General features: G+C 58.7%; 19 protein-coding genes. 1 reads left to right on the top strand and 18 read right to left on the bottom strand.

The features are described from left to right. Positions 1 to 448: 448 nt before the first annotated feature. Complete coding sequence (locus IEY62_RS21915) at positions 449 to 886, top strand: ACT domain-containing protein (protein WP_407671491.1); 438 nt, start codon at positions 449 to 451, stop codon at positions 884 to 886. A 205-nt stretch (positions 887 to 1,091) separates the two neighbouring features. Here IEY62_RS21915 and IEY62_RS09440 read toward each other — a convergent pair whose 3' ends face one another. The 18 genes from IEY62_RS09440 to IEY62_RS09355 all read right to left on the bottom strand — a co-directional run bounded on the left by IEY62_RS09440 (position 1,092) and on the right by IEY62_RS09355 (position 22,570). Beyond that, on the bottom strand, positions 1,092 to 3,248 hold the full coding sequence (locus IEY62_RS09440; RefSeq protein ID WP_189016551.1) for an amylo-alpha-1,6-glucosidase: 2,157 nt from the start codon (positions 3,246 to 3,248) through the stop codon (positions 1,092 to 1,094). Positions 3,249 to 3,390: 142 nt separating this feature from the next. Continuing rightward, a complete protein-coding gene (locus IEY62_RS09435) occupies positions 3,391 to 3,657 on the bottom strand; it encodes a hypothetical protein (protein ID WP_189016548.1) in 267 nt (88 codons plus the stop codon). A gap of 68 nt (positions 3,658 to 3,725) precedes the next feature. Continuing rightward, the gene (gene ald / locus IEY62_RS09430; protein ID WP_189016545.1) at positions 3,726 to 4,841 is read right to left on the bottom strand and encodes an alanine dehydrogenase; all 1,116 of its coding nucleotides are present in this window, start codon (positions 4,839 to 4,841) and stop codon (positions 3,726 to 3,728) included. 93 nt (positions 4,842 to 4,934) lie between these two features. After that, positions 4,935 to 5,975 (bottom strand): YeiH family protein, encoded by a 1,041-nt coding sequence (locus IEY62_RS09425; protein WP_189016542.1) that lies wholly within the window; start codon positions 5,973 to 5,975, stop codon positions 4,935 to 4,937. Positions 5,976 to 6,181: 206 nt separating this feature from the next. Next, positions 6,182 to 8,734 carry a bifunctional FO biosynthesis protein CofGH gene (locus IEY62_RS09420; RefSeq protein WP_189016539.1) on the bottom strand — a complete coding sequence of 851 codons (2,553 nt, stop codon included), beginning with the start codon at positions 8,732 to 8,734 and terminating at the stop codon, positions 6,182 to 6,184. Between the two features lie 38 nt (positions 8,735 to 8,772). Beyond that, positions 8,773 to 9,732: a 2-phospho-L-lactate transferase gene (cofD, locus tag IEY62_RS09415; protein ID WP_189016536.1), complete on the bottom strand. Its 960-nt coding sequence runs from the start codon at positions 9,730 to 9,732 to the stop codon at positions 8,773 to 8,775. 7 nt (positions 9,733 to 9,739) lie between these two features. Continuing rightward, positions 9,740 to 10,549 carry a nitroreductase family protein gene (locus IEY62_RS09410; RefSeq protein WP_189016533.1) on the bottom strand — a complete coding sequence of 270 codons (810 nt, stop codon included), beginning with the start codon at positions 10,547 to 10,549 and terminating at the stop codon, positions 9,740 to 9,742. 261 nt (positions 10,550 to 10,810) lie between these two features. Beyond that, positions 10,811 to 11,521 (bottom strand): CoA transferase subunit A, encoded by a 711-nt coding sequence (locus IEY62_RS09405; protein ID WP_189016530.1) that lies wholly within the window; start codon positions 11,519 to 11,521, stop codon positions 10,811 to 10,813. A 57-nt stretch (positions 11,522 to 11,578) separates the two neighbouring features. Beyond that, positions 11,579 to 12,955: an aminotransferase class III-fold pyridoxal phosphate-dependent enzyme gene (locus IEY62_RS09400; protein ID WP_229785161.1), complete on the bottom strand. Its 1,377-nt coding sequence runs from the start codon at positions 12,953 to 12,955 to the stop codon at positions 11,579 to 11,581. Positions 12,956 to 13,017: 62 nt separating this feature from the next. Continuing rightward, positions 13,018 to 13,383 (bottom strand): hotdog family protein, encoded by a 366-nt coding sequence (locus tag IEY62_RS09395; protein ID WP_189016527.1) that lies wholly within the window; start codon positions 13,381 to 13,383, stop codon positions 13,018 to 13,020. Between the two features lie 70 nt (positions 13,384 to 13,453). Continuing rightward, the gene (locus IEY62_RS09390) at positions 13,454 to 13,933 is read right to left on the bottom strand and encodes a MaoC family dehydratase (RefSeq protein ID WP_189016524.1); all 480 of its coding nucleotides are present in this window, start codon (positions 13,931 to 13,933) and stop codon (positions 13,454 to 13,456) included. Beyond that, positions 13,933 to 14,340 (bottom strand): RidA family protein, encoded by a 408-nt coding sequence (locus IEY62_RS09385; RefSeq protein WP_189016520.1) that lies wholly within the window; start codon positions 14,338 to 14,340, stop codon positions 13,933 to 13,935. The genes IEY62_RS09390 and IEY62_RS09385 overlap by 1 nt, the downstream gene beginning before the upstream one ends. 124 nt (positions 14,341 to 14,464) lie before the next feature. Beyond that, on the bottom strand, positions 14,465 to 16,417 hold the full coding sequence (locus IEY62_RS09380; protein WP_189016518.1) for a flavin-containing monooxygenase: 1,953 nt from the start codon (positions 16,415 to 16,417) through the stop codon (positions 14,465 to 14,467). 413 nt (positions 16,418 to 16,830) lie between these two features. Continuing rightward, positions 16,831 to 17,679, bottom strand: a complete 849-nt coding sequence (locus IEY62_RS09375; protein WP_189016514.1) for a transporter substrate-binding domain-containing protein — start codon at positions 17,677 to 17,679, stop codon at positions 16,831 to 16,833. A 252-nt stretch (positions 17,680 to 17,931) separates the two neighbouring features. Beyond that, complete coding sequence (locus IEY62_RS09370; protein ID WP_189016510.1) at positions 17,932 to 19,182, bottom strand: aspartate aminotransferase family protein; 1,251 nt, start codon at positions 19,180 to 19,182, stop codon at positions 17,932 to 17,934. A gap of 38 nt (positions 19,183 to 19,220) precedes the next feature. Beyond that, entirely contained in the window at positions 19,221 to 19,979 is a 759-nt protein-coding gene (locus tag IEY62_RS09365) for an amino acid ABC transporter ATP-binding protein (RefSeq protein WP_189016507.1), read from the bottom strand. Beyond that, positions 19,976 to 20,938, bottom strand: coding sequence for an amino acid ABC transporter permease (locus IEY62_RS09360; protein WP_189016505.1), 963 nt, complete (start codon positions 20,936 to 20,938; stop codon positions 19,976 to 19,978). The genes IEY62_RS09365 and IEY62_RS09360 overlap by 4 nt, the downstream gene beginning before the upstream one ends. A gap of 12 nt (positions 20,939 to 20,950) precedes the next feature. Continuing rightward, positions 20,951 to 22,570, bottom strand: coding sequence for a class I adenylate-forming enzyme family protein (locus tag IEY62_RS09355; protein WP_189016501.1), 1,620 nt, complete (start codon positions 22,568 to 22,570; stop codon positions 20,951 to 20,953). Positions 22,571 to 22,672 lie beyond the last annotated feature (102 nt).

The raw sequence follows: 22,672 nt of genomic DNA, 5'->3' as shown, positions 1-22,672 counted from the left end.
AACTCACACGTCGAAAAGGGAAGAATACGGATGGCATGAGCATTATTTTGGCGGCAGCTCTCCTATTCGTAGCAGGTCTTACAGGATTAGGCGTCTTAGTGTTGCTTGTGCGACTCGCGATGCGAATCTCACGAACTTGGCGGTACCGAAGCGGAAGCACCTCCCAAGGCAAATAATCCCCTAAAATCCGAAACTATCGATGAATGGATCAGCAGCCGCCGCGTGCGTCCGAGAAACCCAACGGACGCACGCGCTGTGCATTGGCACTCCCTCGGAAATCCACAGAAAGTCAAAGAGCGCAGCTCAGCAGGGACGAAACCGCGAGTGGGAAGAAATAAAGCAGCGGCGGAAATCCTCAGCGCCAGCAGCTGCTGCCGTATGCGAGAATAGGCTCTGCGATTAACGTGGCGCGCCCTTTCCCAGACGCCTTCCGCTGCAGTGAGGACATATGTCCATGAACTCAAAGCCCCTTCGCCCATCAACCGATACGGCTCATTCCGTTAGCCTTGTATTGCTTGACGGTGACTACTCGGTTTGCCGGTTCGAGCCGAAGACCCAAATTCCTCCGCTTAGCGGTCCCTCCGAGATTTACTCCCTAACTACCACGCATCTGGAAACATCGCTTGTATGCAGCACTGCCGCAGTACCCGCGGGAGGCCGAACTGAGTCCGGCTGGCGAGTCCTTTACGTTGAAGGGCCTATTTCCTTTGACCTAACCGGGGTTGTAGCGGGGATCACCTCGGCCGTCGCAGCCGCAGGCCTTCCCGTCTTTGTCCTTTCAACGTTCGACAGCGACCTGCTGCTCCTCAGAGGGGAGAGCCTGGACAAGGCCATTGCGGCCTTGAACAGTAGTGGCTATTCGGTGACAACACCAGCCACCACGTAGCGAACACATGCTCAGCAAGAGGGCCGCGTCAGGAGTAGCTACTCCTGACGCGGCCCTCTTGCTGAGCTTATTCATGGCGCGCCGTCTAGCCGCACCCCGTTTACGCAGGCCCTTGGCAAGCCGTGCCTTCGGTTCACCCGGAGGTGGAGGGCTGCTCGTACCAGAGCCTGGTCGTCACTCTTGGACGCCCGGAGCAGGGCAGTGACTAGAACTCCCGGCGCAGTCTTGCCTCTTCAACCAGTTCAGTCATCCACGGTCTGTGGCCACGGTTCAGCGACATCCCTTCCGGGAGACCAAGCACAGTTGGGATGGAATCGACGACATCTATCGTGATGCGACCACCGGCCAACGGGGCATTCGTTATGTGCAGGTCGCCGTATGAGGCAGGAAGAACGGGGTCCATCCACAGCCCGCCGCGAGAGACATGTGTGTCGTATCGCATCAGGCTGGTGATGAGAAGAATCGGAGTGGTCGCAGCCCACGCTTGAGGTGAACAGGCCGTGGGATACGGCACCGGTGCAATCAGGCGGTCGCGACTAAAGCCACAGAAAAGCTCGGGCAGCCGTCCTTCAGAGAATTCAGCGGCCTCCAAGAGCGCTGTTGAGATCCGCTGAGCCTCCTCTACAAATCCATAGCGCAAAAGGCCCGCGGCAATAATCGCATTGTCATGCGGCCAAACTGATCCGTTGTGATAGCTGACCGGATTGAAGGCGCCCATATCACTGCCAAGCGTTCGCACTCCCCAACCACTGAACATCTGAGGCGACATCAAATGTTCGACCACCAGCGGTGCTTTGTCATCATCAACGATGCCGAGCCATAAACAATGACCCATGTTGGACGCGCATGAGTCCACCTGGCGCTTCTTCCCATCCAGAGCCACCGCGTAGTAGCCTCGCTCCGGCATCCAAAATTGCTCATTGAACTGCTTCTTGAGTCTCGAGGCCTCATCCGTCAGCTCATCGCCCAAAGGCACTTCGCCGACGTCGTAGGCCATCCACGCTCGAGCCATCAACGCGGTGTAGACATAGCCTTGAACCTCACACAACGCTATCGGAGGTTCTGGCAGGGTGCCATCAGCGAAATTTATGCCATCCCAGGAGTCTTTCCAGCCTTGATTGATCAGTCCCCGGGGATTGAGCCGCTCGTACTCGACAAACCCATCACCGTCCTTGTCCCCGTAATCGCGGATCCAGCCGAGCGCTCGGTCCGCGTGCGGAATCAGCGCGGCAATGGTGTCCTTGGCAAAGCCCCACCGGCAGACTGCTCCGAGAAGCATCACGAATAGAGGCGTCGCATCGACGCTGCCGAAGTACGCCGGTTTTCCGTGAAGGGAGAGCTGGCTGGAGATGTCGAGCCTGACTTCATGGAGAATTTTTCCCGGTTCCTCCTCGGACACCGGATCTACGACAGCCCCTTGACGCTCCGCAAGCGTTTGCAGGGTCCCCAGTGCCAAGGACGGGTCCACGGGCAGCGCCATCTCCGATGCCCAAAGAGAGTCGCGTCCGAACAGGGTCATGAACCATGGCGCCCCGGCGGCGACTACAACTCGATCCGGGTGGTTGGGGTCCTCAATTCGAAGAGCACCCAGGTCATCGTAGCTGCGACGCAACGTGCGTTCGATGGACCCGTTTCCCATATGGAGCACCGGAATCTTTGCAACCCATTCCCGCCGCCGCTGGTCCCGCGGCGACAACCCATTCTGATCGGGATGGAGGAAGGGCGGCTCCCGGCCGGAGTTCTCAGTGGTCTGCACTACCGTCAACGTCGTACTCCAACTACCGTGCGCCGGCACAGTTACCGAGTACGCAATAGCGTCGGGCGAGATCTCAGCTCCAGGAGCCCGCACAACGATACTCTTTCGTGCGTCTCGCCAGGCCGCGGCGATGGTTAGCGTTTGACCGCCGACCCGGCGCGTTTCCTGCCACCGACGTTGTATCCGCGCTTCTTTTACTTCAAATAGGTCTGCGAAGTCCGCCTGAACTCCAAGGGCAATAGTGCATGCAGCTACTGCTGTCGAGTGGTTGTAAATGGTGATCTGTTCTCGAAGACCGGCGCCGATATCACGCAGTCGCTCCACAACAAGTGGGCTATCCGCGTAGTTGTCGGATCGCGTTATACGGCCTACGAACAGGGCACGATACGGCTCCTGCGTTTCTGCAGCCAGGGGTTCAAGCTGCTGGTCGTTCACCATGAGCTGCCAGCCGGACAGAATCCGCGTGTCCTGGACGAAAAGTCCGTGTGGATCGCCGCTTCGGAAATCCCCGTTGCGCAGCGAAATGCAGAAGGAGGATCCTTCCACGAGAGTCACCGTCCCAGGACCCAAGGGACCAGCCCCAGTATCGGAATTCCAGCCAGCCATCGTCGGCTCCTCCAAGGCAACGCGCTGATCCATCATCAACGATGGTTCGTAAAGCTCCTGTCGCTTTGCTTCTACGAACGGACGCTACTCCTGTGGAACCAAACACGCCAGATACTGAAGATTCCCATGAGGCACGGCTTGGCTACTCAGTAGCGCCATGCCAAGAGCTCTCGATCCAGTCGATGTCCTTCGGGCTCCCGTGTTCCCACCGATAGGCGATCCATACCTCGAAGCCAGCGGACCTCTCGTACAGCTGCCGGTGTGCTGTTCCATCCGAGTTCAGCCACAGCACCGCATCGTCCAGTGTTACGGCATCTACCGTACCGTGACGCACTATCTGGCCGTGGCGCCGAATCACTACCCGTTGACCAACGAGGGGGAACCACTCGGTCTGCAGATGGAATGCCATTCTGATGCTCCTAACTCGTAGCCCGGGTTCCTTGCCTTGGCTGCCAAAGCAAGGAACCCCGAGGACTGTTACGCGGTAACTAGGTCCTGCCATGATGCGAGTTCGAATCCGTGGGCGTCGCTCACCGACTTGTTGCATACCTTCCCCGCCGCAATATTGAGACCCGCGGCGAGGGATGGGTTCTTCTGCAGTGCCGCTCTGACGCCGTGGTTCGCCAACGCGAGAGCGTAAGGAAGGGTGACGTTGGTCAGAGCGTAGGTCGATGTGTTCGGGACGGCCCCGGGCATGTTGGCCACGCAGTAGAAAACGCAGTTATGCACGGGGAACGTCGGTGATTCGTGCGTTGTGGGTCGGCTGTCTTCGAAGCAGCCACCTTGATCAACTGCGATGTCGACGAGGACGCTGCCTGGCTTCATTCGGGAGACCAGGTCGTTGCTGACCAGTTTGGGGGCCTTGGCCCCTGGAACGAGGACGGATCCGATGACCAAGTCGGATTCAACGACGGAGCGTTCTATTTCGTAGCTATTGGAAGCCACAGTCTGAAGACGGCCGCCGTATAGAGCGTCCAATTCACGCAGACGGGTGACGTTGATGTCGAGGATGGTTACCTGGGCTCCCAACCCAATGGCCATGGCGGCGGCGTTTGTACCGGCGACCCCGGCTCCGAGGACAGTCACTTTGGCCGGACGAACTCCTGGCACACCACCGAGCAAGGACCCTTTGCCGCCGGCCGGTGCCATGAGGGAGTTGGCGCCCACCTGAACGGCAAGCCTTCCAGCGACTTCACTCATAGGGGCCAAGAGCGGCAGGAAGCGTCCTTCCTGGACCGTTTCATATGCAATAGCGGTGACACCCGAAGATAGCAGGGCTTCGGTGAGGGCCGGCTCAGCAGCAAGATGCAAGTAGGTGAAAAGCGTTAGCCCCCGCCGGAAATGACGGTATTCGGAAGCAACGGGCTCCTTGACTTTCAGCACCATGCTGGCTCGAAGCCAAAGGGCGTCGACGTCAGTGACGATCTCAGCGCCGGCGAGGAGGTACTCCTGGTCGGTGATTCCGGATCCTTCACCGGCACCTGCCTGAACGAGGACTTCGTGACCGTTTGCCGTGAGCTCATGCACTCCAGCTGCCGTAACAGCTACACGGAACTCGTTATTCTTGACTTCTTTGGGGACTGAGATGATCATTCTTTTGCTTTCTTTATAAAGAGGAGTGGGCTGAGACGGCGGCGATTTGGGCCGACCGCCACGACTGGCTATTTCGACGACGCGGACTGCGGCTTAGGTGACGATGAGAGCCCCTGCCAAGCCCAGGGCGCAGACAATGACCGTGGAGCCTCCCGCCAGCGCAAGTGTCCGACCGCCGCGCTTCAGCAAGGTTTTCAACCGGACACTGGTACCCAGTGCGAACATCGCCGTTGCAAGCAGGAAGCTTTGAATGGTTGATGCGGCAGCTAATACGTCCGTAGGCACAGGCAGCGTGCTCCTGAGCAGGACCATGACCATGAACCCGATCATGAACAGGGGAACAATCGGAGGACGCTTCTTCCCGGCTGCGGTGCCGGACCGACGCTGACGCCAGGATAGAACTGCGACCGTGGGGGCCAGCATGAGGACACGGGCGAGTTTGACTGTGACTGCTGTAGCCAGCGCCGTGCCGCCGATGATTCCTCCCGCAGCGACCACTTGGGCCACCTCATGAATGGAAGCACCAGCCCAGACTGCGGCGGCATCGCTGGGCAGGCCCAGGAGTCCGGCCAGCAGCGGAATGCTTGGAATCATGAGGGTGCCGAACAGGACCACGAGTGCGACAGCTGTGACTGTTTCTTCCTCATCCGCGTCAAGAACCCCTTGGACTCCGGCGACGGCGGCAGCGCCGCAGATTGAGAATCCACAGGCGACCAAAAGGCTCTGCCGTGTGGGAACCTTGAGGATCCGGCCAAGGCCCAAGGTGCCGAAGATGCCCCCGGCTACCACCACTGCAGCCAGGATCGGGATTCCCCAACCTAATCCGGCGAGGTCTTGAAGGGACAGTTGCAGACCCAGGACGACGATGCCGAGCCTCAAGGGAACCCTGCTGGCAACTGTGAGTCCGGCGGTGAGTCGCTCGGGAAGCAGGCCGAGATTTCGGGCCGCCAAACCCATCGCGATTGCGACCAAAAGCGGACTGACCCCCCGCATTAAGAGTGTGATTCCAATCGCCACAACCGCACCACCGACGGCCAGGCCGAGACCAGGGGCCAGTAGCGTCAAGGTACGGCGTCGATTGTCGGTTTTTACGGGCCGGTTCGCCGCTGCTGTCTTGTCATCAAGAGCTTCCATGTTTCCATGCTCACGCAGTACGAACTCGGCCAGTAGAGGCCAGTCCTCTATGCAAGCATGCATTTCAGGCATTACTTTGCCTGCCCGAAACTGCTGAGGGGCCCCTAAGCGCTACGGCTTGGAGACCCCTCGAGTTAGGGCAGTTCGGCTACGTATCTCGGCGATCTTCCGCGTTGCGGAGGCGGCTCTGTTGACGCCTTCCGGGCTTAGGAAACTTTGGCCAGCGGGGACCGAGAACCGTACGTCGTTGTGCGTTCGACCACGGGACGGCCAATTTCGGCACCGATGGCTACAAGTTCCTCCACGGTTTTCGCCGACCCGTGCTCGGAACCGGCCATCCTCGAAATCGTCTCTTCCATCAGGGTGCCCCCGACATCATTTGCCCCTGCGTTGAGCATGGCCTGTGTGCCGGCGGTGCCAAGCTTGACCCACGATGTTTGGATGTTGTTGATGCGGCCATGCAACATGATCCTGCCCATGGCGTGCACCGCCAGGTTGTCGCGGGGCGTAGGCCCTGGGCGGGCAATGCCAGCCAAGTAAATCGGGGACGAATTGTGAACAAACGGAAGCGGGACGAATTCTGTGAAACCACCCGTTTCATCCTGTATCCGGGAAAGCACGCGCAGATGCTGGACCCAGTGCCGGGGGTGGTCAACGTGACCGTACATCATCGTTGACGATGAAGGGATCCCAACCTTGTGCGCTGTGGTTATTACGTCGATCCACGTGCTTGTGGGCAGCTTGCCTTTGGTCAGTACCCATCGGACATCATCATCCAAAATCTCTGCCGCTGTTCCTGGAATGGAATCCAGTCCGGCCTCCTTAGCGCGGATGAGGAACTCGCGGATCGAGAGCCCCGTGCGGCTGGCTCCATTGACGATCTCCATGGGACTGAACGCATGGACGTGCATGCCAGGAACCCGGCGCTTTACCGCGCTTGCAAGATCGAAATATGCCGTACCAGGCAGCTGCGGATCGATGCCGCCCTGCATACAAACTTCCGTTGCCGAAAGCTTCCAAGCTTCTTCTGCCCTGTCCGCCACCTGTTCGAGGGACAACGAGTAGGCATCCGGGTCAGTGCGGCGCTGGGCGAACGCACAGAATCTACAGCCCACGTAGCAGACGTTGGTGAAGTTGATGTTGCGGTTCACCACATAAGTGACATTCTCTCCAACCACCTCCCGACGCAGGTCATCGGCCAGTTTCACCACCTGAGCCAGCAAATCACCTTCCGCCGTCATCAGGGTCAACGCATGCTCGTCAGATAACTGCCCAGGGTTAGCTTCAGCGGCCCGCAGCGCGGCAATACCGTCACCGCTCACCCGGGGTATGGCGCCCTGAAATGATTTTGGCAACGAGGTAGAGGCCGCGTGGTCTCCGACCGCAGACCAATCACCGTAGACATTCTGAAAGTCGCTTCGAACTGCAGCCCGTCGCCCTTCGGTGTCCACTGTTGCATGCAAATCGGTGCGTCCCAACCCCTCGAAGGCCAAGTCGGGCTCCTGCCACGGCATGCCTATGGGGCGTCTGGTTCCGCTGGTGATCGACCGGTGCACCAACCCCTCATGGTCCATCAGGGCGCTGACATGCTTAGAGACCCTCGGATCGATCCACGGTTCCCCCGTCATGGCATATTCGGGCTGAGCAGCCAGTCGGGCACGAAGTGTGAAGCCCGCTTGCTGTGTAACTTGCCGAAGCACATCGAGCGAAGGCCACGGTCGTTCGGGGTTCACATGATCGGGAGTAACTGGCGAGACACCACCCCAATCGTCAACGCCGGCCGCTAGCAGTCGCGTACATTGATCGACATCCACCAAGTTGGGTGGGGCTTGAATCCGCATTTTCGGCCCCAGGAGAATCCGCGCAACTGCTATCACTGCAAGGTACTCATCGAGGCCGAGATCGGGCACAAGATGCATTGCTGTTTTTGGTTTGGCCCTGAAGTTCTGAACTATGACCTCCTGGATATGACCATACTCGCGGGCCACTTTCCGCAAAGCAAAGATGGTCTCGGCCCGTTCTTCGGTGGTTTCGCCGATGCCTACCAACAGCCCCGTTGTAAACGGAATCGATTGGCGCCCGGCGTCCTCCAGAACACGTAAACGCAGCGCCGGGTCCTTGTCAGGTGATCCGAAGTGAGCGGCGCCCTTCGTCCTGTAAAGCCGCTCGGATGTGGTCTCCAGCATCATTCCCATCGAGGCGCTTACAGGCTTCAACCGGCCCATTTCTTCCCATGACATCACACCCGGGTTCAAGTGGGGCAGCAGCCCCGTCTCCTCAAGAACCTTCACCGCCATCGCCCGAACATAATCCAGGGTCGAATCATAACCGTGCTCATGCAGCCAGGTGCTAGCTTCGGGCCACCGGTCTTCGGGTCTGTCCCCGAGGGTGAACAGTGCCTCTGTGCATCCGGCCAGAGCGCCCTCCCTTGCAACTTTGACGATCTCGTCCGGGGACATGTAAGGTCCCCGGCCTTCCCGGGCTGCTTGGTCAGGCGTCTCCACGAACGTGCAGTAGTGGCAGCGGTCCCGACACAATCTTGTGATCGGGATGAACACCTTTGGAGAGTAGGTGATCGACTTGGGGCGGCCCGCTTCGCGGAGGCCAGCGTCACGAACTCGTGCCGCGACCACGCAAAGCCTATCCAACTCCCCATCGCGGGCGTCCAGAAGGGCAGTAGCCTCCGCCAAATCAAGGGAAGCCCCCTTCTCCGCACGGGCGATGGCCCTGCGAACTTCTCGTACGTTTGCTGTGGTCATGAGCCAGTACTTTCAGCTAGTTCGTTCTGAACGAATTCTTATGTCCTTGCAAGCTCCGTCACTGCCCTGACGAGATCAGCAGTGGAGCTCGGATTAGTGTGCGTCAACGTGGGGGCCACCACTGCCCTCATACCGAGAGCGTCAATACTCGGCGTCTCGCTCTCGTCGGCGTCGTCAACGATGAAGAAGTCCGCAAGACCCGCATACAGCGAAGCAGCAGCCGAAGCGGTATGAGGAAGTCCAGTCGCAGCCATCAGACGCTCGCGTAGTTTTGCGCGGTGGGCGTCACCAGGATTGCTGAACGGTGTACCTGACACGATCGGCGTCACTGCAACTACGGGAGCGCCGGAATCCCTCATGGCCGCACGGGTCTCACCAACAGAAAGGATGGGCAAGATGCTGGCGATTGGACTGCTTGGACCCAGTATCACCAGCGAAGCCGAATCAAGTGCCTCCAAGACTGCGGGCGGGGTCTTCGCCAGGTCAATTCCGTTGTATCGGACCTCCCGGACCAGTGGTTCCGCCCGGTGCCGGACGTGGAACTCTTGGAATGACGTCCAGTCTCCGCCCTGCTCGAGGACTTCTGTGCTGACTTCTTCATCGCACATCGGCAGTACCCGGGTGGTCACGCCATTCGCCCCGGCCAAGTGCGAGGTCACGTCCGTGAGGGAACTGCCCCGGCCCAGCATGCGGGTTCTGATGAGGTGTGTGGCAAGGTCTCGATCCCCAAGATTGAACCATACGTCCTCGCCCAGCTCGGCGAGCGACGACATCGCAGTAAAGGACTCATCCTGCAGGCCCCACCCGCGTTCCACATCCTGTTTTCCGGACAGGCCATAGATCACAGTGTCTATATCGGGACACACACGCAGGCCGTAGTGCCAAAGGTCATCGGCAGTATTAACTACCAGCGTCAGTGACTCCTGGCCGATCCCGTCGGCTAGGGAACGCCAAAGCCTCGTTGCTCCGATTCCGCCCCCGAAACACACAATGGACATGAGCTGCCTAGTCCTTCGTCATGGTGTTCTCACCGAAATCGAACATCCTGCTGAGGGCCTCTACCTCGGCTTTGCGCCAAGAGGCTGGCGCCGGCTCCTGGATCATTCCTGTTTCTTTAAGGTAAGAAAGAGTGGCTTCATCTTGCTCCAAAGGGTTTCCCCATGTGTGCTCGAAGAACAGCGTTTCAAAAGGTGCCCGTGGACGCTGACCGCCGGCTTGGGCGTCCTCCGCGGGATAGCCGACCAGTTGGAGCTGAGCAGGTGTCACGTCGTCCGGCAGGCCCAGAATCGGCTTCATGGCATCCCGATCTCCAGACGCAAGGCACGACCCCAGCCCCTGATCGACGGCCGCCAAGACCGCACTTCCGATCCCGAGGCCAACTTCGATGGCACTGAGCCACTCCGCGAAGTGCCTGTCACCCTTCATGACGTTGAACTCAGGTGTTTGCAGGACCCCCGAGTCCACCTTCTCCTCGGTCCAGCCCTGAGTCGAGTTCAGTGCTCCCACGTCAATAAGTTCCATAAGGAGATCGCGCATGTTGTTCCACGCGCTCAAATCAACGACCCACACAATGATGACCGGAGCCAGTTGGGCCATCGTCTGGTTGTGCAGCGCATTGACGATCCCGTCAAAGATGTGGTCCGGAGTCTCGCCCCTGGTCAGCACCACCGCTTTACGAAGCTGATGCGTGTTGGCTTGGGAGCATTGAAGTCGGGCTGCTTCCAGGATGACCTGGATCTTTTGCTTCTCCACGGGCCGGTACGGCTTGTAGTAGCGGATCGCTCGCCTGTCTCCGACAACCTGCTTGAAGTCCATTACGCTCCTCAATAGTTTTGCTTGCTCACTGCCCCGCCCTCGATTGCCTGTGCAGAACGATTTCTGCAGGGCACTTTTAGAACGGGGGTACTTTTGCAGTATTGTCGCTACGATTTCCCTCCGGTAGCCGGTCATTTGTCATGGAGTCATTCCCAATACGCATGAGCCATGGCCACCGCGGGCACCTCTCGTCAAGGTGGCGAAAAATTGGAAGGTGACGCACCGCGCCACTGAGCCGCGGCTACGGCCTTCATCGTTCAGTCAGCTCCCACGAACCGTAAGTCGGTGTACGAGCGCACCTGGCGTGTGCACCGAGTCCGGGTCGAGGTCCTCGGGCTCCACCAGTTCCTCAACTTCAGCAATCGTGACTCTGCTTGAAAGCGCGAAAAGAGAGTTGAGTTCCCTGTCTGATTCACGGTAAATGAGGTTGCCATGACGGTCCCCCTTCCATGCCCTTATGAGGGCGAAATCCGTGGTGATACCTCGTTCGAGGATGTAGGAGGCGCCACAAATTTTACGGACGTCTTTACGCGGCGAGACTACAGAAACACCACCTGCGGTGTCGTGTTTCCAAGGCCGGTCGCCAACCGAAGCTTGTCTGGCTGAAGCCTCTGGTGCATAAAACGCGCGGACTCCCCGCGCTCCAGCCCTAAGTCTTTGGACCAAGGTGTCATGCGAAGTAAGCTCGACTTCGAGCTCACCTCCGAGATACTTCCTGCCGATTTCGGTGTTGTCTCCAACGTCTTGGGCGATGATGCGCCTGACTTGGCCGTCCAAAATAAGTGGGTCGAGGCCCCAACCAACCAGTTCCGAATAGTCGGAGACAATTCTCAAGTCCCCTACTCCGGAATCATGAAGAGCCTGAACGAGCCTGGAATCACCGCTCCCGGTGCCACCGAATCCTACAGCTATCGACGAGCCAGTACGAACGTCGACTACCGCTGCGGCGGCAGTGACCATCAGCCCGTCCACGCGGACTTCCCTGTATCCAAAAGCAGAATCCTGGAATGGACTGCGAGGGGCTGCTGTCTAGGAGCCAAGGTAGTGCTCTACTGCCGACACCACTGCTTCAACGCTAAGGAGTAGCTCGTCCAATACGGCCCCATCAGCGACCAGGGGTGGGCAGAGCACCAGCATTGCACCGCCTCGATCATCTGCACGGGTCAGCAAGTTGACCCTCTTCATGGCAGCGGGCAGTACCTCTCGGGTGATTGATGCAGTTTCGAGTGCAGTCAGTTCCCTTCCGGTATGACGATTGCCAGTGAATTCTACGACGTAGAAGAATCCAGTACCCCGCCAGTCCTTCACGCACGCATGATTTTCGCGGATCTCCGTCAGGCCCCGTTGCAGTCTTGGTTCCTCATCACGTACGTGGTGGAGGATTCCTTCGTCCCGCATTGCGGTGAGATTTGCGACGGTCACGGCTGAAGAGACCGGATGTCCGCCCCACGTAGTGCCATGGGAGAACATCCCCGCCTTCGGGGAGTCCATTAACGAGCGGACGAGACCATCACGGATGAGAACTCCGCCGAACGGGGCGTATCCCGAGGTGACTCCTTTGGCAAAGGTGATGATGTCCGGATCCGCGCCAAATCTGGTGCTCCCAAACCACTCGCCCACTCGACCGAAGGCCGTGATGACTTCATCGGCAATGAGAAGACACCCAATCCGGTCGCAGATGCGACGAAGTTCCTGCCAGTATCCCTCGGGCGGTACCAGCGCGCCGCCGGCATTCTGCACAGGTTCGGCGATGATGGCCGCGATGGTATCCGCGCCCTCCTCTTCGATGATTTGAAGAAGGGCCTGCAGGCTGGGAAGCTGCGCAGCGGACTCCCCGTTGCCGAGGGTGTCGTAGCCGGTGTTCGGAAAATGACGGACGCCCGGAAGGAGCGGACCGAATGGGTCCTTAAAGCGATCAATGCCCGTGACGCTGAGCGCCCCCATGGTCGTTCCGTGATAGGCCATGTCACGGGCAATGAATTTCACCCGTCGTCCCTCACCTTGACTCAGGTGGTACTGACGGCTGAACTTGAGTGCAGACTCCACGGCCTCGGAACCTGAACTCACAAAGAACGTTGTACCCAGGCCGGCCGGCCCGAGCCCGGAAATCAGGGTCGCCGCCTCCACCGCGGAAGGATGCGTGGCGGACCAGTTCGTCCAGTAGGCCAGCTGCTGCATCTGGGCGGCTGCCGCGGCGACAATGTCCGACCGGCCGTGGCCCATGTTGACGCAGAATAGTCCTGAAAGCCCATCCAGATAGCGGCGCCCCGTGTCGTCAAACACATGGGAACCTTCTCCTCGAACGATCACCGGCAAGGCCTCATCCTGCCATGTGGCCCTCCTTGTGAAGTGCGGAAGTAGATGTTCCCGGGCCTGTGCCCGGAGGTCTGCGGTGGAAATCGTCACGGTGCACGTCCTTTTTCAGCAGCGGGATTCTGTCGGGTCTCTGGGCGGCCTTGCCGGGCTTATCAGGCAGTGTTGGGGACAGCTGCGGCCACCGTCGCTTTTGTCACCACGTTGTCGCTCAAATCTTTGACGGTCACCGTGCAGGTAACCACGGTCCATTCGCCTTCATCTTCGACTTTGACTACCTCCCCGGAGATGCGATGCAGAGTGTCCGGGTAGGCCACCGAAGTGAGCCGGAAACTGACGGACCGCACCACAGAGCGTGGCCCAAGGGTCCGGGTGACCGCTTCCAGGCACCAATTTCCCAGGAGGAAGCCCGGAAGTATGACGCCATTCCATCCCTGGGCTTTGCAGAGCTCATCGTCAAAGTGCACCTGATGGGCGAACCGGATAGCGGCGCTGTAGAGGGTCGATTGCACCCGGTTCACGCTCCGCTCCAACACATCTAGCGGCGCACCCGGCTGATACTCGGCGGGAACCTCTGATTGGATACTGTAATCAGAAGCAAATCTGCTCGTAGCTTTCACGAATGACCACCTCTCCTTTCTGATCCGTGTAATTGGTTTCCCAAGTCACGACAACAAATGTCCGTCGTGATCCGGCCTTTTCTTCCATCGAGACAAGGGTTTTCAGTCCCGAGAGCCGGTCACCGATTTTCAACGGACGGACCCACTCGACGGCGAGAGTTCCGCCCACCGACTGTCCGGTGCCGATGACCGGTCGGTTTTCGATCACAATCCCGTCCGAAGAGTATTTGTTCAAAGGCACATAGGGTCGAGTCGCTGCTTGATACAGCATCGGTGGGACGACGCGAGAGGTGCCCACGGCTTCCGCTGAAGTGTCACTGACGTAGGCGGGATGATCGTCTTCGGACGCGTAGACGTACTGTTGGACCATTGATTCGGTGATCTCGTCGCCGTTTACTTCGATTTGCCGCCCGATCCATTCGAGAGCGTCGCTGGTTAGCAGTGTCCCCATCAGCGCGCCTCCGCCGGAGAGGCGGTGTGAGTCGAGGCGTCGACTGAGCTTTCGGTTCGTCTCTTGCCTGCAATGGCGTCAATCTCGACCAGCAGGCCCTTGGGTAAGCCGACCGATACTGTTGAGCGGGCAGGGTAAGGCTCTTCGAAGAACGCCCGGTAGGGCACGTTCATCTGCTCCCAGTCATCCATTTCGGCCAAATAGACTGTAGTTCGTACTACATCTGCCCGATTCAGCCCGTGCCGGGACAGGGACTCTTCCAGATTCTGGAGTGCCAGGTCCATCTGGGCTTCAAGGCCGTTTTTCACGTGGCCGGACGCATCGCGGCCTATATGGCCGGACGTAAACACCAGACCGTCCGTCTCCCGAGTTTTGCTGTACGGGGGCAGAGGTGCGTTCGTCGTCATGGTTGTCCTCTTTCCTTAATACCTGAGCGGTGGCCAACGACCTCGGCGATGCTGCTCTTCAACACCGATTCCGAATGCCGGGGCTTCTAGTTCTTCGATGGGGCTTTACTGATCCCCTGATCTGTTAAGCCATGGACCTGGCGGGGTGATTCTCTGGCATGGCTTCCCCTGTATCGGTACGACCAGCGCCGTCGATAATGAAGTCGTCCATCTGTGGGGAACGGGTGCGCTCCCAAAATTCCAGCAGTGTCCACGGATGATTCGTGATGACGCGCCCGGTACTGTTCCGGAACCGACTAACCAGGCCGGGCTCAGTCCAAACCATCCGGTTCAGTCGTTCATCAATGGCCTCGTTGTAATCCTGGACGACTTCGGGCTTGACTTCGATCGACCGCTTGTCTTCTTCGATCAGGGTCTTGAGACATGACAGGATGAAGCGTCCCTGGCCTTCAGACATGAAGGTTGCCCCGCCACCGTGCCCGATGGCTGTGTTTGGTCCCTGTAGGGCAAACAGGTTCGGATAGTCGGCCATTGCCGTTCCCAGGTATGCGCGAAGGTCATCATCGCTCCCGAACGTCTCAGCAAGCTTCTTTCCTTTGGCGCTGACCAAATCTAGAGGCCAGAAATAGCGGGTTCCGTGGAACCCTGTCGCATAGCCAATGACATCGACCGCGTAATGGTTCCCGTCCGCCGTCAAAATGCCCGTCTCATCCAGACCGACGATTTGATCATTGACGAGAGCGACGTTGGGTTTGGTCAGGGCGTTGTACCACCCGTTGTCGACTACCAATCGCTTCGAGTACGGAGGATAGTTCGGGGTGACCTTTTCAATAAGATCCTCGCGGTCGCCCAGTTCCCTACGGATGTAAGCTGTGAGCTCGTCGCGGACAGCATCATTTTCCGGACTCGGCTTCAACCCTTCGGGGGTCTCCTGCAGGATCATGCGCCGGTGTTCCCTGTCACCGAGCACGAAGTCGAGGTAGAACCGGTACCAGGCCAGATAGTTCGGAAGGTTCCGGAGCAGCCAGCGCTTCCCATCGCTCACTTCACCTATCTCGGTGGGTTTGCGCGGGCGCATCCAGTGTGGACTGCGGATGAAGATGAAGAGTTCCTCTGCAACCTGGGCTACCGTGCGCGTAACCTGCACTCCGCTGGAGCCGCTTCCGAGGATCGCTACCCTCTTACCCTCCAGTTGGAGGTCATCCCGCCAGCGGGCCGTATGGAACGTTTCTCCGCCGTAGATGTCAGAGCCGGGGAGGTCGGGGATTTTCGGCTGATTCAACGAACCAACAGCGACCACCAAGACGTCCGTGCTCATCGTATCGGCGGCTCCGTCCCGGGTGATGTCGAGTAGCCACTGAGACTTCTCTGCATCCCAAGTGCCCATTCCGACCTTCACTCCGAACTGAATTCGATCCATGACGCCGCGCTTGAAGGCTGAATCACGGATGTACTGAAGGATCTCATCGCGTTTGACGTCATAGCGAGTCCAGTCGAGATTGGGCTCGACATCCCATGCGTACTGGAAGGCCTGCGTGTCCACGCCGCATTCGGGATAGGTGTTGTCGAACCAGATACCACCGAGTTCTTGGCTCATTTCGAGGATCTCGAAATCGATCCCCGCTTCCGCCAAGCTGAAAGCCAGCCCCAGACCGCTCATGCCGGCACCGACGATGGTGACCTTGAGATTCCTGCGTTTCACGGCGGCCGGATCAAAGGTCACTTTGCACAGTTCGGGGTTAAGGTGATGTTCCAGCTTCGCCGTGAATGACCCATCTAGGCGTTCGTCGATGGCGGTCCGAGCGATGTGGAGAAGCGCCTGCGGATCGTTTATTACGTTTGTGGTCTTGAAACCGTTGGACGCCAGACGCTCCAGTTCGGCTCCCGCTTCATCCAGGAACGCCTGCCCATCTTCGTCGATGTGTTGCTGTTGCCCTGCGCTCCAGCGACGCAAGCCGCACAAACGCGCGTCCTCTGCCCACTTCATGTCGCCTGTGATTTGCGAGAGCGCGGCTGCCAAAACTGTTGGCTCGCTGGCTCGTGCGGCTGAAACGAACTCTGATATTGGTGTCGGCATGAATGCCCTCCTGCCGTGTGGCACTGTATGGTTCCCGGCGTTCCAACCCATAGACCTTCGGGCTTGGCGTCCTAAAACGGGAAGTTCGGACGAAATCAGTATGGAAGCCCCACGACCCGGCCAGTAGACGCTGCGTTGCTATGCCTACATGCGCCAAATGCATGACCTGCCATGACAAAGCCCGCCGAGCTGAACCGCGAGCATCTGGCAAGACGGCCGGCAACGGGTGAAAAGATCTCTGCCAAGATGGAACGTTCAGGCTGCAGCGGGGGCCCTAACAAGGCGGTCAGAACCTCGGCCGCCGGCGCAGAAAGTCGAGGAGCCCCGTCGGAGGATCGAGCCAGTTTAACGGGTAAACGGAGCCAGCCCACTGGATGGGGCTGGCTCCGTTCAGTTGCGCGCGAACCCGTGAACTAATTGGCGTCCGGGTCGATTTCCGATTTAGGGATAGCGGCGTCTTCCAGACCGTACTTCTTAAGGATTTTGTCGTAAGTGCCGTTCTCGATCAGGGCGTTCATTGCTTTCATCATGGGTTCACGAAGATCGCTGTCCTTCTTCAAGGTGAAGCACTCAACAGTTGGCGCAAAGACTGGACCGGTGACTTTCAGACCACCACTTTTGCCTACCGTGTAACTGCCGTTTGCCAGGGTCAGAGCAGCTGCGTCTACTCGACCGCTCTTGACGGCAAGTTGGATGGCCCCCTGGTCCGGGAACGTCATGATCTCGATGGCCGACTTACCGGCATCAGTGCACTGCTTGCTGAAGTCCTGGAGGTACTTCAATGTGTACCCACCGGTCACGTCTGCAATGGAGTGTCCACACATGTCCAAGGTCGTGTTGCCAATTTCCGGCGCAGAGTCCTGGACCACGAGCTTGTAACCGTCTTTGAAATAGCTGACGAATGAGTAGGTCTTTTTTCGTTCAGTGGTCGCGGACGCTGCCGGCGCCCATGAGTAACTACCGCGTGAGACGCCCAGAAGGCTCTCTTCGAAGGTCGCGTTCTTGGTTTCGAACTTCACTCCGAAATAGTCGCTGATTGCCTGGGCGAAGTCATAGTCGAAGCCGCTGACTTTGCCGGTTTCGTCCACGATGGAGTACGGCGGATAATTGATGATCGGAACGGTGAAGCCGTCTGCGTATTTCTCCGGGAGACCGTTCTTCAGTTCTGTCTTCGAAGAAACGTCTTGGGGGCTGCTGCAGCCCGCCAATGCCCCAACCGAGAGAACGGCGGCAAGGCCAATGGCCAACATTTTGTTCTTCATGAAGCTCCTCAAACCTGAGCTGAACTGCTTCAGCTAATTCTTTCGAGGTCGGTTGCCGACCTCTTGGCTCAATCATGCGAGCAACCTGGACGGCTGGCTATACGCCATCTGGCTATGCCCGCCATGCGCAGAACGTATGACTTAGATCACAAAACTTTTGAACCTGCCAGCGCCTGCGGGGACAATCGCACCATCGTGCCTCAGCCAAACCATCCGCCGCCGTTGGTCAGCCACGAGTCGTCGATATGGCAGTTATCCGGCCGCCATGCGCGCAAAGGCACGGTCATAACCTGTTGCTATCGATTCCAAATGGACGTCCGTCAGCACGGTGGAAAGGGCTACGAGCCCTCTGGGCGCCGCAAAGATGCCTTCCAGGAGAAGAGCCAGGTGCAGCGCGGCCGTGTCCGTGGAGTTGGGCGTGACATGCGCAGCTTGGGTCGGTTTCATCTCCTGCAGGTGAACATGCATCATGGAACCGAAGCGGGTCACAATGACCGGCAAGCCGTGGGCGCGGCCCGACATTTCGATCCGATCGGCCAACTTCTCCGTGGACGCGTTCATGTTTCCAATGGCTGATCTGCTGAGGTGTTCAAGGGCGGTAAGGCCAGCACGGGCCGACACCAAATGACCGTTGAAGGTTCCAGAGTGTGTGATCGCTCCGGGTGCGGACTGGTCGAGGATCCGAAGATGCTTGGCCGGACCACCGACGGCTCCAATCGGATACCCGCCCCCGATCAATTTAGCCATGATGACGAGGTCAGCTTCCAACCCGTACACCTCCGTCGCTCCTCCATAGGAAGCCCGCAACGTCTGTACTTCATCGGTGATGAGCAAAGCACCCACTCTATGTGTCTGGCTCCGCAGTGTTCGAACAAACCCGGGGTCGGCCGGGATGACTCCCCCAACTCCCAAACACGGCTCAAAGAGCACTGCCGCAATGCTGTCATCCAAAGCCTCTTCTACGGCCGCCCCATCGTTGAAGGGCACTCTGATCACTTGGGAGTGGGGCCCGCTGATGAGCGGGGCAGAGCCGTGATAACCACCTTCGAATAAGACGAAGCGGTCCCGGCCGGTCACTGCCTGGGCAATCCGAATAGCCAGCAGTGCGGCCTCGGTACCCGAGTTCGTGAAACGTACCTTCTCGGCAGTTGGGTGCCGCTCGGAAAGGTGCTCTGCCAGATCCAATTGCGCCTCGTGAGGTGCGGGATATACGATGCCTTCCCTGGCTGCAGCTATCGCTGTAGCTACCACTGGCCCGAAAGCATGCCCGTGGACCAAAGAGGTGTAGTTGTTCAGAATGTCCAGGTAGCTGTTGCCATCGCAATCAGTGATGACCGGACCGGAGGCACTGGTGATACTGACGGGATAAGGGGAATAGTAGGTGATCGACCGTGTTTCACCCCCTGGAAGTACGCGTCTTGCTCGTTCAGCTACCTTTCTTGAACGGTGGGTCCGGCCTTGGAATTCGCGGACCAATCCTTCGAAACACTTCGCACTGACCATGCAGCAGCCTTTTCTTCGTTCTAATCGGGACAGGAGGCCTAGAGGACGCGGGCGAGGAAGTCCTTCGTTCGGTCAACCTTTGGGTTTGTGAGCATCTCCCGAGCGGGGCCTTCTTCGACGACCGCACCATCTGCCATGAACACCACGCGGTCAGCGACCTCCCTGGCGAACCCCATTTCGTGGGTAACCACCACCATGGTCATACCTTCCAGGGCGAGCTTCTTCATGGCTTCGAGCACCTCGCTCACCAGCTCGGGGTCCAGTGCCGATGTAGGTTCGTCGAACAACATCACTTTTGGTCGCATGGCGAGACTTCGCGCGATGGCAACTCTTTGCTGCTGTCCTCCGGAAAGAGAAGCCGGGTACGCATGGGCCTTATCTGACAGGCCTACAAGGTCCAGGAGCTCCGTGGCATGCCGCTTTGCTTCAAGCTTTGACTGTTTCAGCACACCTACAGGTGCCTCGATGACATTTTCGAGAACTGTCATGTGAGGGAACAGATTGAAGTGCTGGAAGACCATGCCGATATGTTGGCGCTGCCGGGCAATTTTTCGCTTGGACAGCGCATAGAGCTTTCCGTGTTGTTCGCGGAAACCGAGGAGCTCCCCCTCCAGGAATACTGCACCCGCTTCCAGCGGTTCCAGCAGGTTCAGACAGCGAAGCAGTGTGCTCTTACCGGCTCCCGAGGGCCCCAGAAGGCAGACGGTTTCACCCTTGGCCACGCTGAGGCTGACGTTGTCAAGAACGGTGTGATGGTGGAACTGCTTGCTGATGGATCGGGCTTCTATAACGGTCATCGGTTTTTGCCTCCTGCAGCCTTTACGGTGGTGCCCAGTCGGGCGGTCCCACGACCAAAGCGGCGTTCAAGCGCCCACTGGCCGACGGACATGATCGAAACAATGATGAGGTACCAGAGGGCGGCGACTACGAGCAGCGGCACGATCTGGTAATTGCTCGCGTAGATCTGCTGTACGGAGTACAGCAGATCCGAAACGGCGATGAAGGCAACGAGGGACGTCGCTTTCAGAAGATTGATTGCGTCATTGGCGATGGGAGGAATAGCAATCCGCAGGGCTTGCGGAAGGACGATCCTCTGGAGCGTACGAAGGTGCGTCATCCCCAAAGACTCGGCCGCTTCAATTTGCCCCTTGGGTACTGCCCGGATCGAGGTCCGAATGACTTCCGAGGTGTACGCGGATTGATGCAAGACGAAGGCAACAACGGCTGCCCAGAAAGGATTGAGCAAGTCGCCGGATGACGCGGACCAGATGGGTGTCTGACCGGGTAGGCCAACTGAGACCTCCGGGTAGAGCAGAGACACGTTGAACATGAGGACCAGAAGGACCAGAAGGGGAATTCCGCGGAAGAACCAAACGAAGGCCCAGCTGATTGAACGCAACACGACATTGGGCGAGAGCCGCATGTTCGCGATAATTGTCGCCAGGATGAGAGCGCCGATCATGGAAATGACCGTAAGTTCCAGTGTCAATCGCAGGCCGGCGACGACACGCTCCTGGAACATAAATTCTTGGATGACGGGCCAGTTCAACGCTTCGTTCTGGGACAAGCTCAAAATGATGGATCCGGCAATCAGCAAAGTCACTGCTGCGCCGATAAGCCGCCACACGTGGAATTGTCTGGCAATTGGCGGTATCTCCCGCAGGGGAGCTTTAGGGACGGATTCCTCTTGCGTTACACCAATGACATAACTCATATCTTGTACCTTCGATTTTCTTGGTGGATGGCGTTCTGACACGTGACACCACCGCTATACACGGGTTGGGAGGCTGGACGCGTCCAGGACTGTGATCCGCTGGCCGACATCGGGATCGGAGAGCATGCTTCGCAGGACCTTTCCGCCGGCATTCATGGGTAGCTTCGCAAGGAAAACAGTGCTTTCCGGGATCTTTGCTCGGCTGAGCTTTTCGGCGCAGTGCCGTCGCAGGCTGTCGGCCAACGTGGTTAGGTCTGAGTTCGGCCGCGGTACGACGAACGCCTTGACGGTTTGTCCAAGGACGGCGTCTTCCACGCCGACCACCGCGGCTGTCACGACGTCAGGGTGCTCGACCAGCACGTCTTCAATTTCCTTGGGGGCAATATTGAGGCCGCCGCGGATAATCATGTCGCCTGCCCGCCCTGAGACGTGGATGTTGCCCTCTTCGTCGACGAATCCAATGTCTTGGCTGTATACCCAACCTCCGCGGATGCGTTGCTGTGTTAGTTCAGGTTGGCCAAGATAACTCAACATTTGCGACGGGCCGCGGAGAGTTATCTCTCCGACCTCGCCGGGCGACAGCTCGTCGCCCGAGGAATTCCTTGCAACAGCTTCAAATCCGGGACAAATGCGCCCGGCTACGCCACTGCCATGTGTCGACCCGAAAGGTTCCACGGCAGCCCCCGGACACTCAGTCAACCCATAGGAAGCGAGCACGGGCGCCCCGGAAAGCGCTTGAAAAGCTTCCATTACGGGATCACTGACAGGAGCGCCGCCGGTGTAGCTGACCCGGAGTGTTGAAAAGTCCGCTTCGTTCCGCGTTTCCGCGTTCAGCATCATGACCATCATTGCGGGCACCATCGCCATGGTTGTCACGCGCCATTCCTGAATTCGCCGCATGGCAATATCTGGCTTAAACCGTTCCATGAGCGCGAGGGTCGCGCCGTTGAAAATTGCAGAGGCAGCCGTGTAGATGGATCCGTAAATGTTGTGGAACGGCAGGCAGCCCAGGACAACATCGTCCGAGCTCAATTTCCACACCTCAGTATGGACGTTGTGCAGTGCCAGAACGCTGGCGTCTGTGTGCAAAATGGTTTTAGGCTGACCGGTAGTGCCCGAACTAAACAACACGAGGCGTGCGCTGGGCGCTTCCTCGAAGCGGTTCTTGGGGGCTTCACCGCGGAGCTCCCGCCGTTGCCAGGGGCGAAGCAATGGCAACTCGGCTGAAGAATCCTGGATGAACCACGTCATGGACGGGCGTTGCAGCTGCGCGTCATCGGCCAGGCCAAGCCGCTCCCAGGTTCCTGACCGGGTCGAGAAAACCCATCCCGGCTGTGTGGCCGCCACATAGTGGTCATACTCTGCACGCGTACAGCCCGGATCAGCAAGAATCACGGTGGCATCAAGTTCCCGCACGGCCCAGTAGGCCACGATGGATTCCACACAGGAGTCGAGCAACAGCAGCATCGGAGAGCCGTTGCCGACACCGTCAGCCTGAAGTGACTGCGCCAGAGAAAGGACCTCCGCTTCAAGTTCCCGCCATGTCAGGGCTGTCCGGCTGTCTCGGACGGCAATGCGATCAGGTATTTCCAGGGCGTGGGCATGCAGCGCCTGCACAGCCGCACCAACCTCAGGTGACGATGAGCCTTGAGTGGTCTTCAAATTCTGGTTCAAGTAGCTGCCTTTCCTCTTACGGCCGGCGATGCCGGCTCTGCGTCGGCTGTGAAGCATCAACGCGTGGGCCTGAGAACTCGATCTCGCGCGGCCAAACCTTCA

It is taken from the genome of Paenarthrobacter histidinolovorans (assembly GCF_014647595.1).
Lineage (GTDB): Bacteria > Actinomycetota > Actinomycetes > Actinomycetales > Micrococcaceae > Arthrobacter > Arthrobacter histidinolovorans.
This window is presented reverse-complemented; position numbering and strand designations above follow the sequence as displayed.

What these genes read in the sequence shown, in the direction of transcription:
- IEY62_RS09420 (WP_189016539.1), bottom strand. Translation starts at nt 8,734, where the DNA reads ATGACCACAGCAAACGTACGAGAAGTTCGCAGGGCCATCGCCCGTGCG.
- IEY62_RS21915 (WP_407671491.1), top strand. Translation starts at nt 449, where the DNA reads ATGTCCATGAACTCAAAGCCCCTTCGCCCATCAACCGATACGGCTCAT.
- IEY62_RS09435 (WP_189016548.1), bottom strand. Translation starts at nt 3,657, where the DNA reads ATGGCATTCCATCTGCAGACCGAGTGGTTCCCCCTCGTTGGTCAACGG.
- cofD (WP_189016536.1), bottom strand. Translation starts at nt 9,732, where the DNA reads ATGTCCATTGTGTGTTTCGGGGGCGGAATCGGAGCAACGAGGCTTTGG.
- IEY62_RS09440 (WP_189016551.1), bottom strand. Translation starts at nt 3,248, where the DNA reads ATGGCTGGCTGGAATTCCGATACTGGGGCTGGTCCCTTGGGTCCTGGG.
- IEY62_RS09380 (WP_189016518.1), bottom strand. Translation starts at nt 16,417, where the DNA reads ATGCCGACACCAATATCAGAGTTCGTTTCAGCCGCACGAGCCAGCGAG.
- IEY62_RS09425 (WP_189016542.1), bottom strand. Translation starts at nt 5,975, where the DNA reads ATGGAAGCTCTTGATGACAAGACAGCAGCGGCGAACCGGCCCGTAAAA.
- IEY62_RS09370 (WP_189016510.1), bottom strand. Translation starts at nt 19,182, where the DNA reads ATGGTCAGTGCGAAGTGTTTCGAAGGATTGGTCCGCGAATTCCAAGGC.
- IEY62_RS09410 (WP_189016533.1), bottom strand. Translation starts at nt 10,549, where the DNA reads ATGGACTTCAAGCAGGTTGTCGGAGACAGGCGAGCGATCCGCTACTAC.
- ald (WP_189016545.1), bottom strand. Translation starts at nt 4,841, where the DNA reads ATGATCATCTCAGTCCCCAAAGAAGTCAAGAATAACGAGTTCCGTGTA.
- IEY62_RS09390 (WP_189016524.1), bottom strand. Translation starts at nt 13,933, where the DNA reads ATGGGGACACTGCTAACCAGCGACGCTCTCGAATGGATCGGGCGGCAA.
- IEY62_RS09365 (WP_189016507.1), bottom strand. Translation starts at nt 19,979, where the DNA reads ATGACCGTTATAGAAGCCCGATCCATCAGCAAGCAGTTCCACCATCAC.
- IEY62_RS09385 (WP_189016520.1), bottom strand. Translation starts at nt 14,340, where the DNA reads ATGACGACGAACGCACCTCTGCCCCCGTACAGCAAAACTCGGGAGACG.
- IEY62_RS09375 (WP_189016514.1), bottom strand. Translation starts at nt 17,679, where the DNA reads ATGAAGAACAAAATGTTGGCCATTGGCCTTGCCGCCGTTCTCTCGGTT.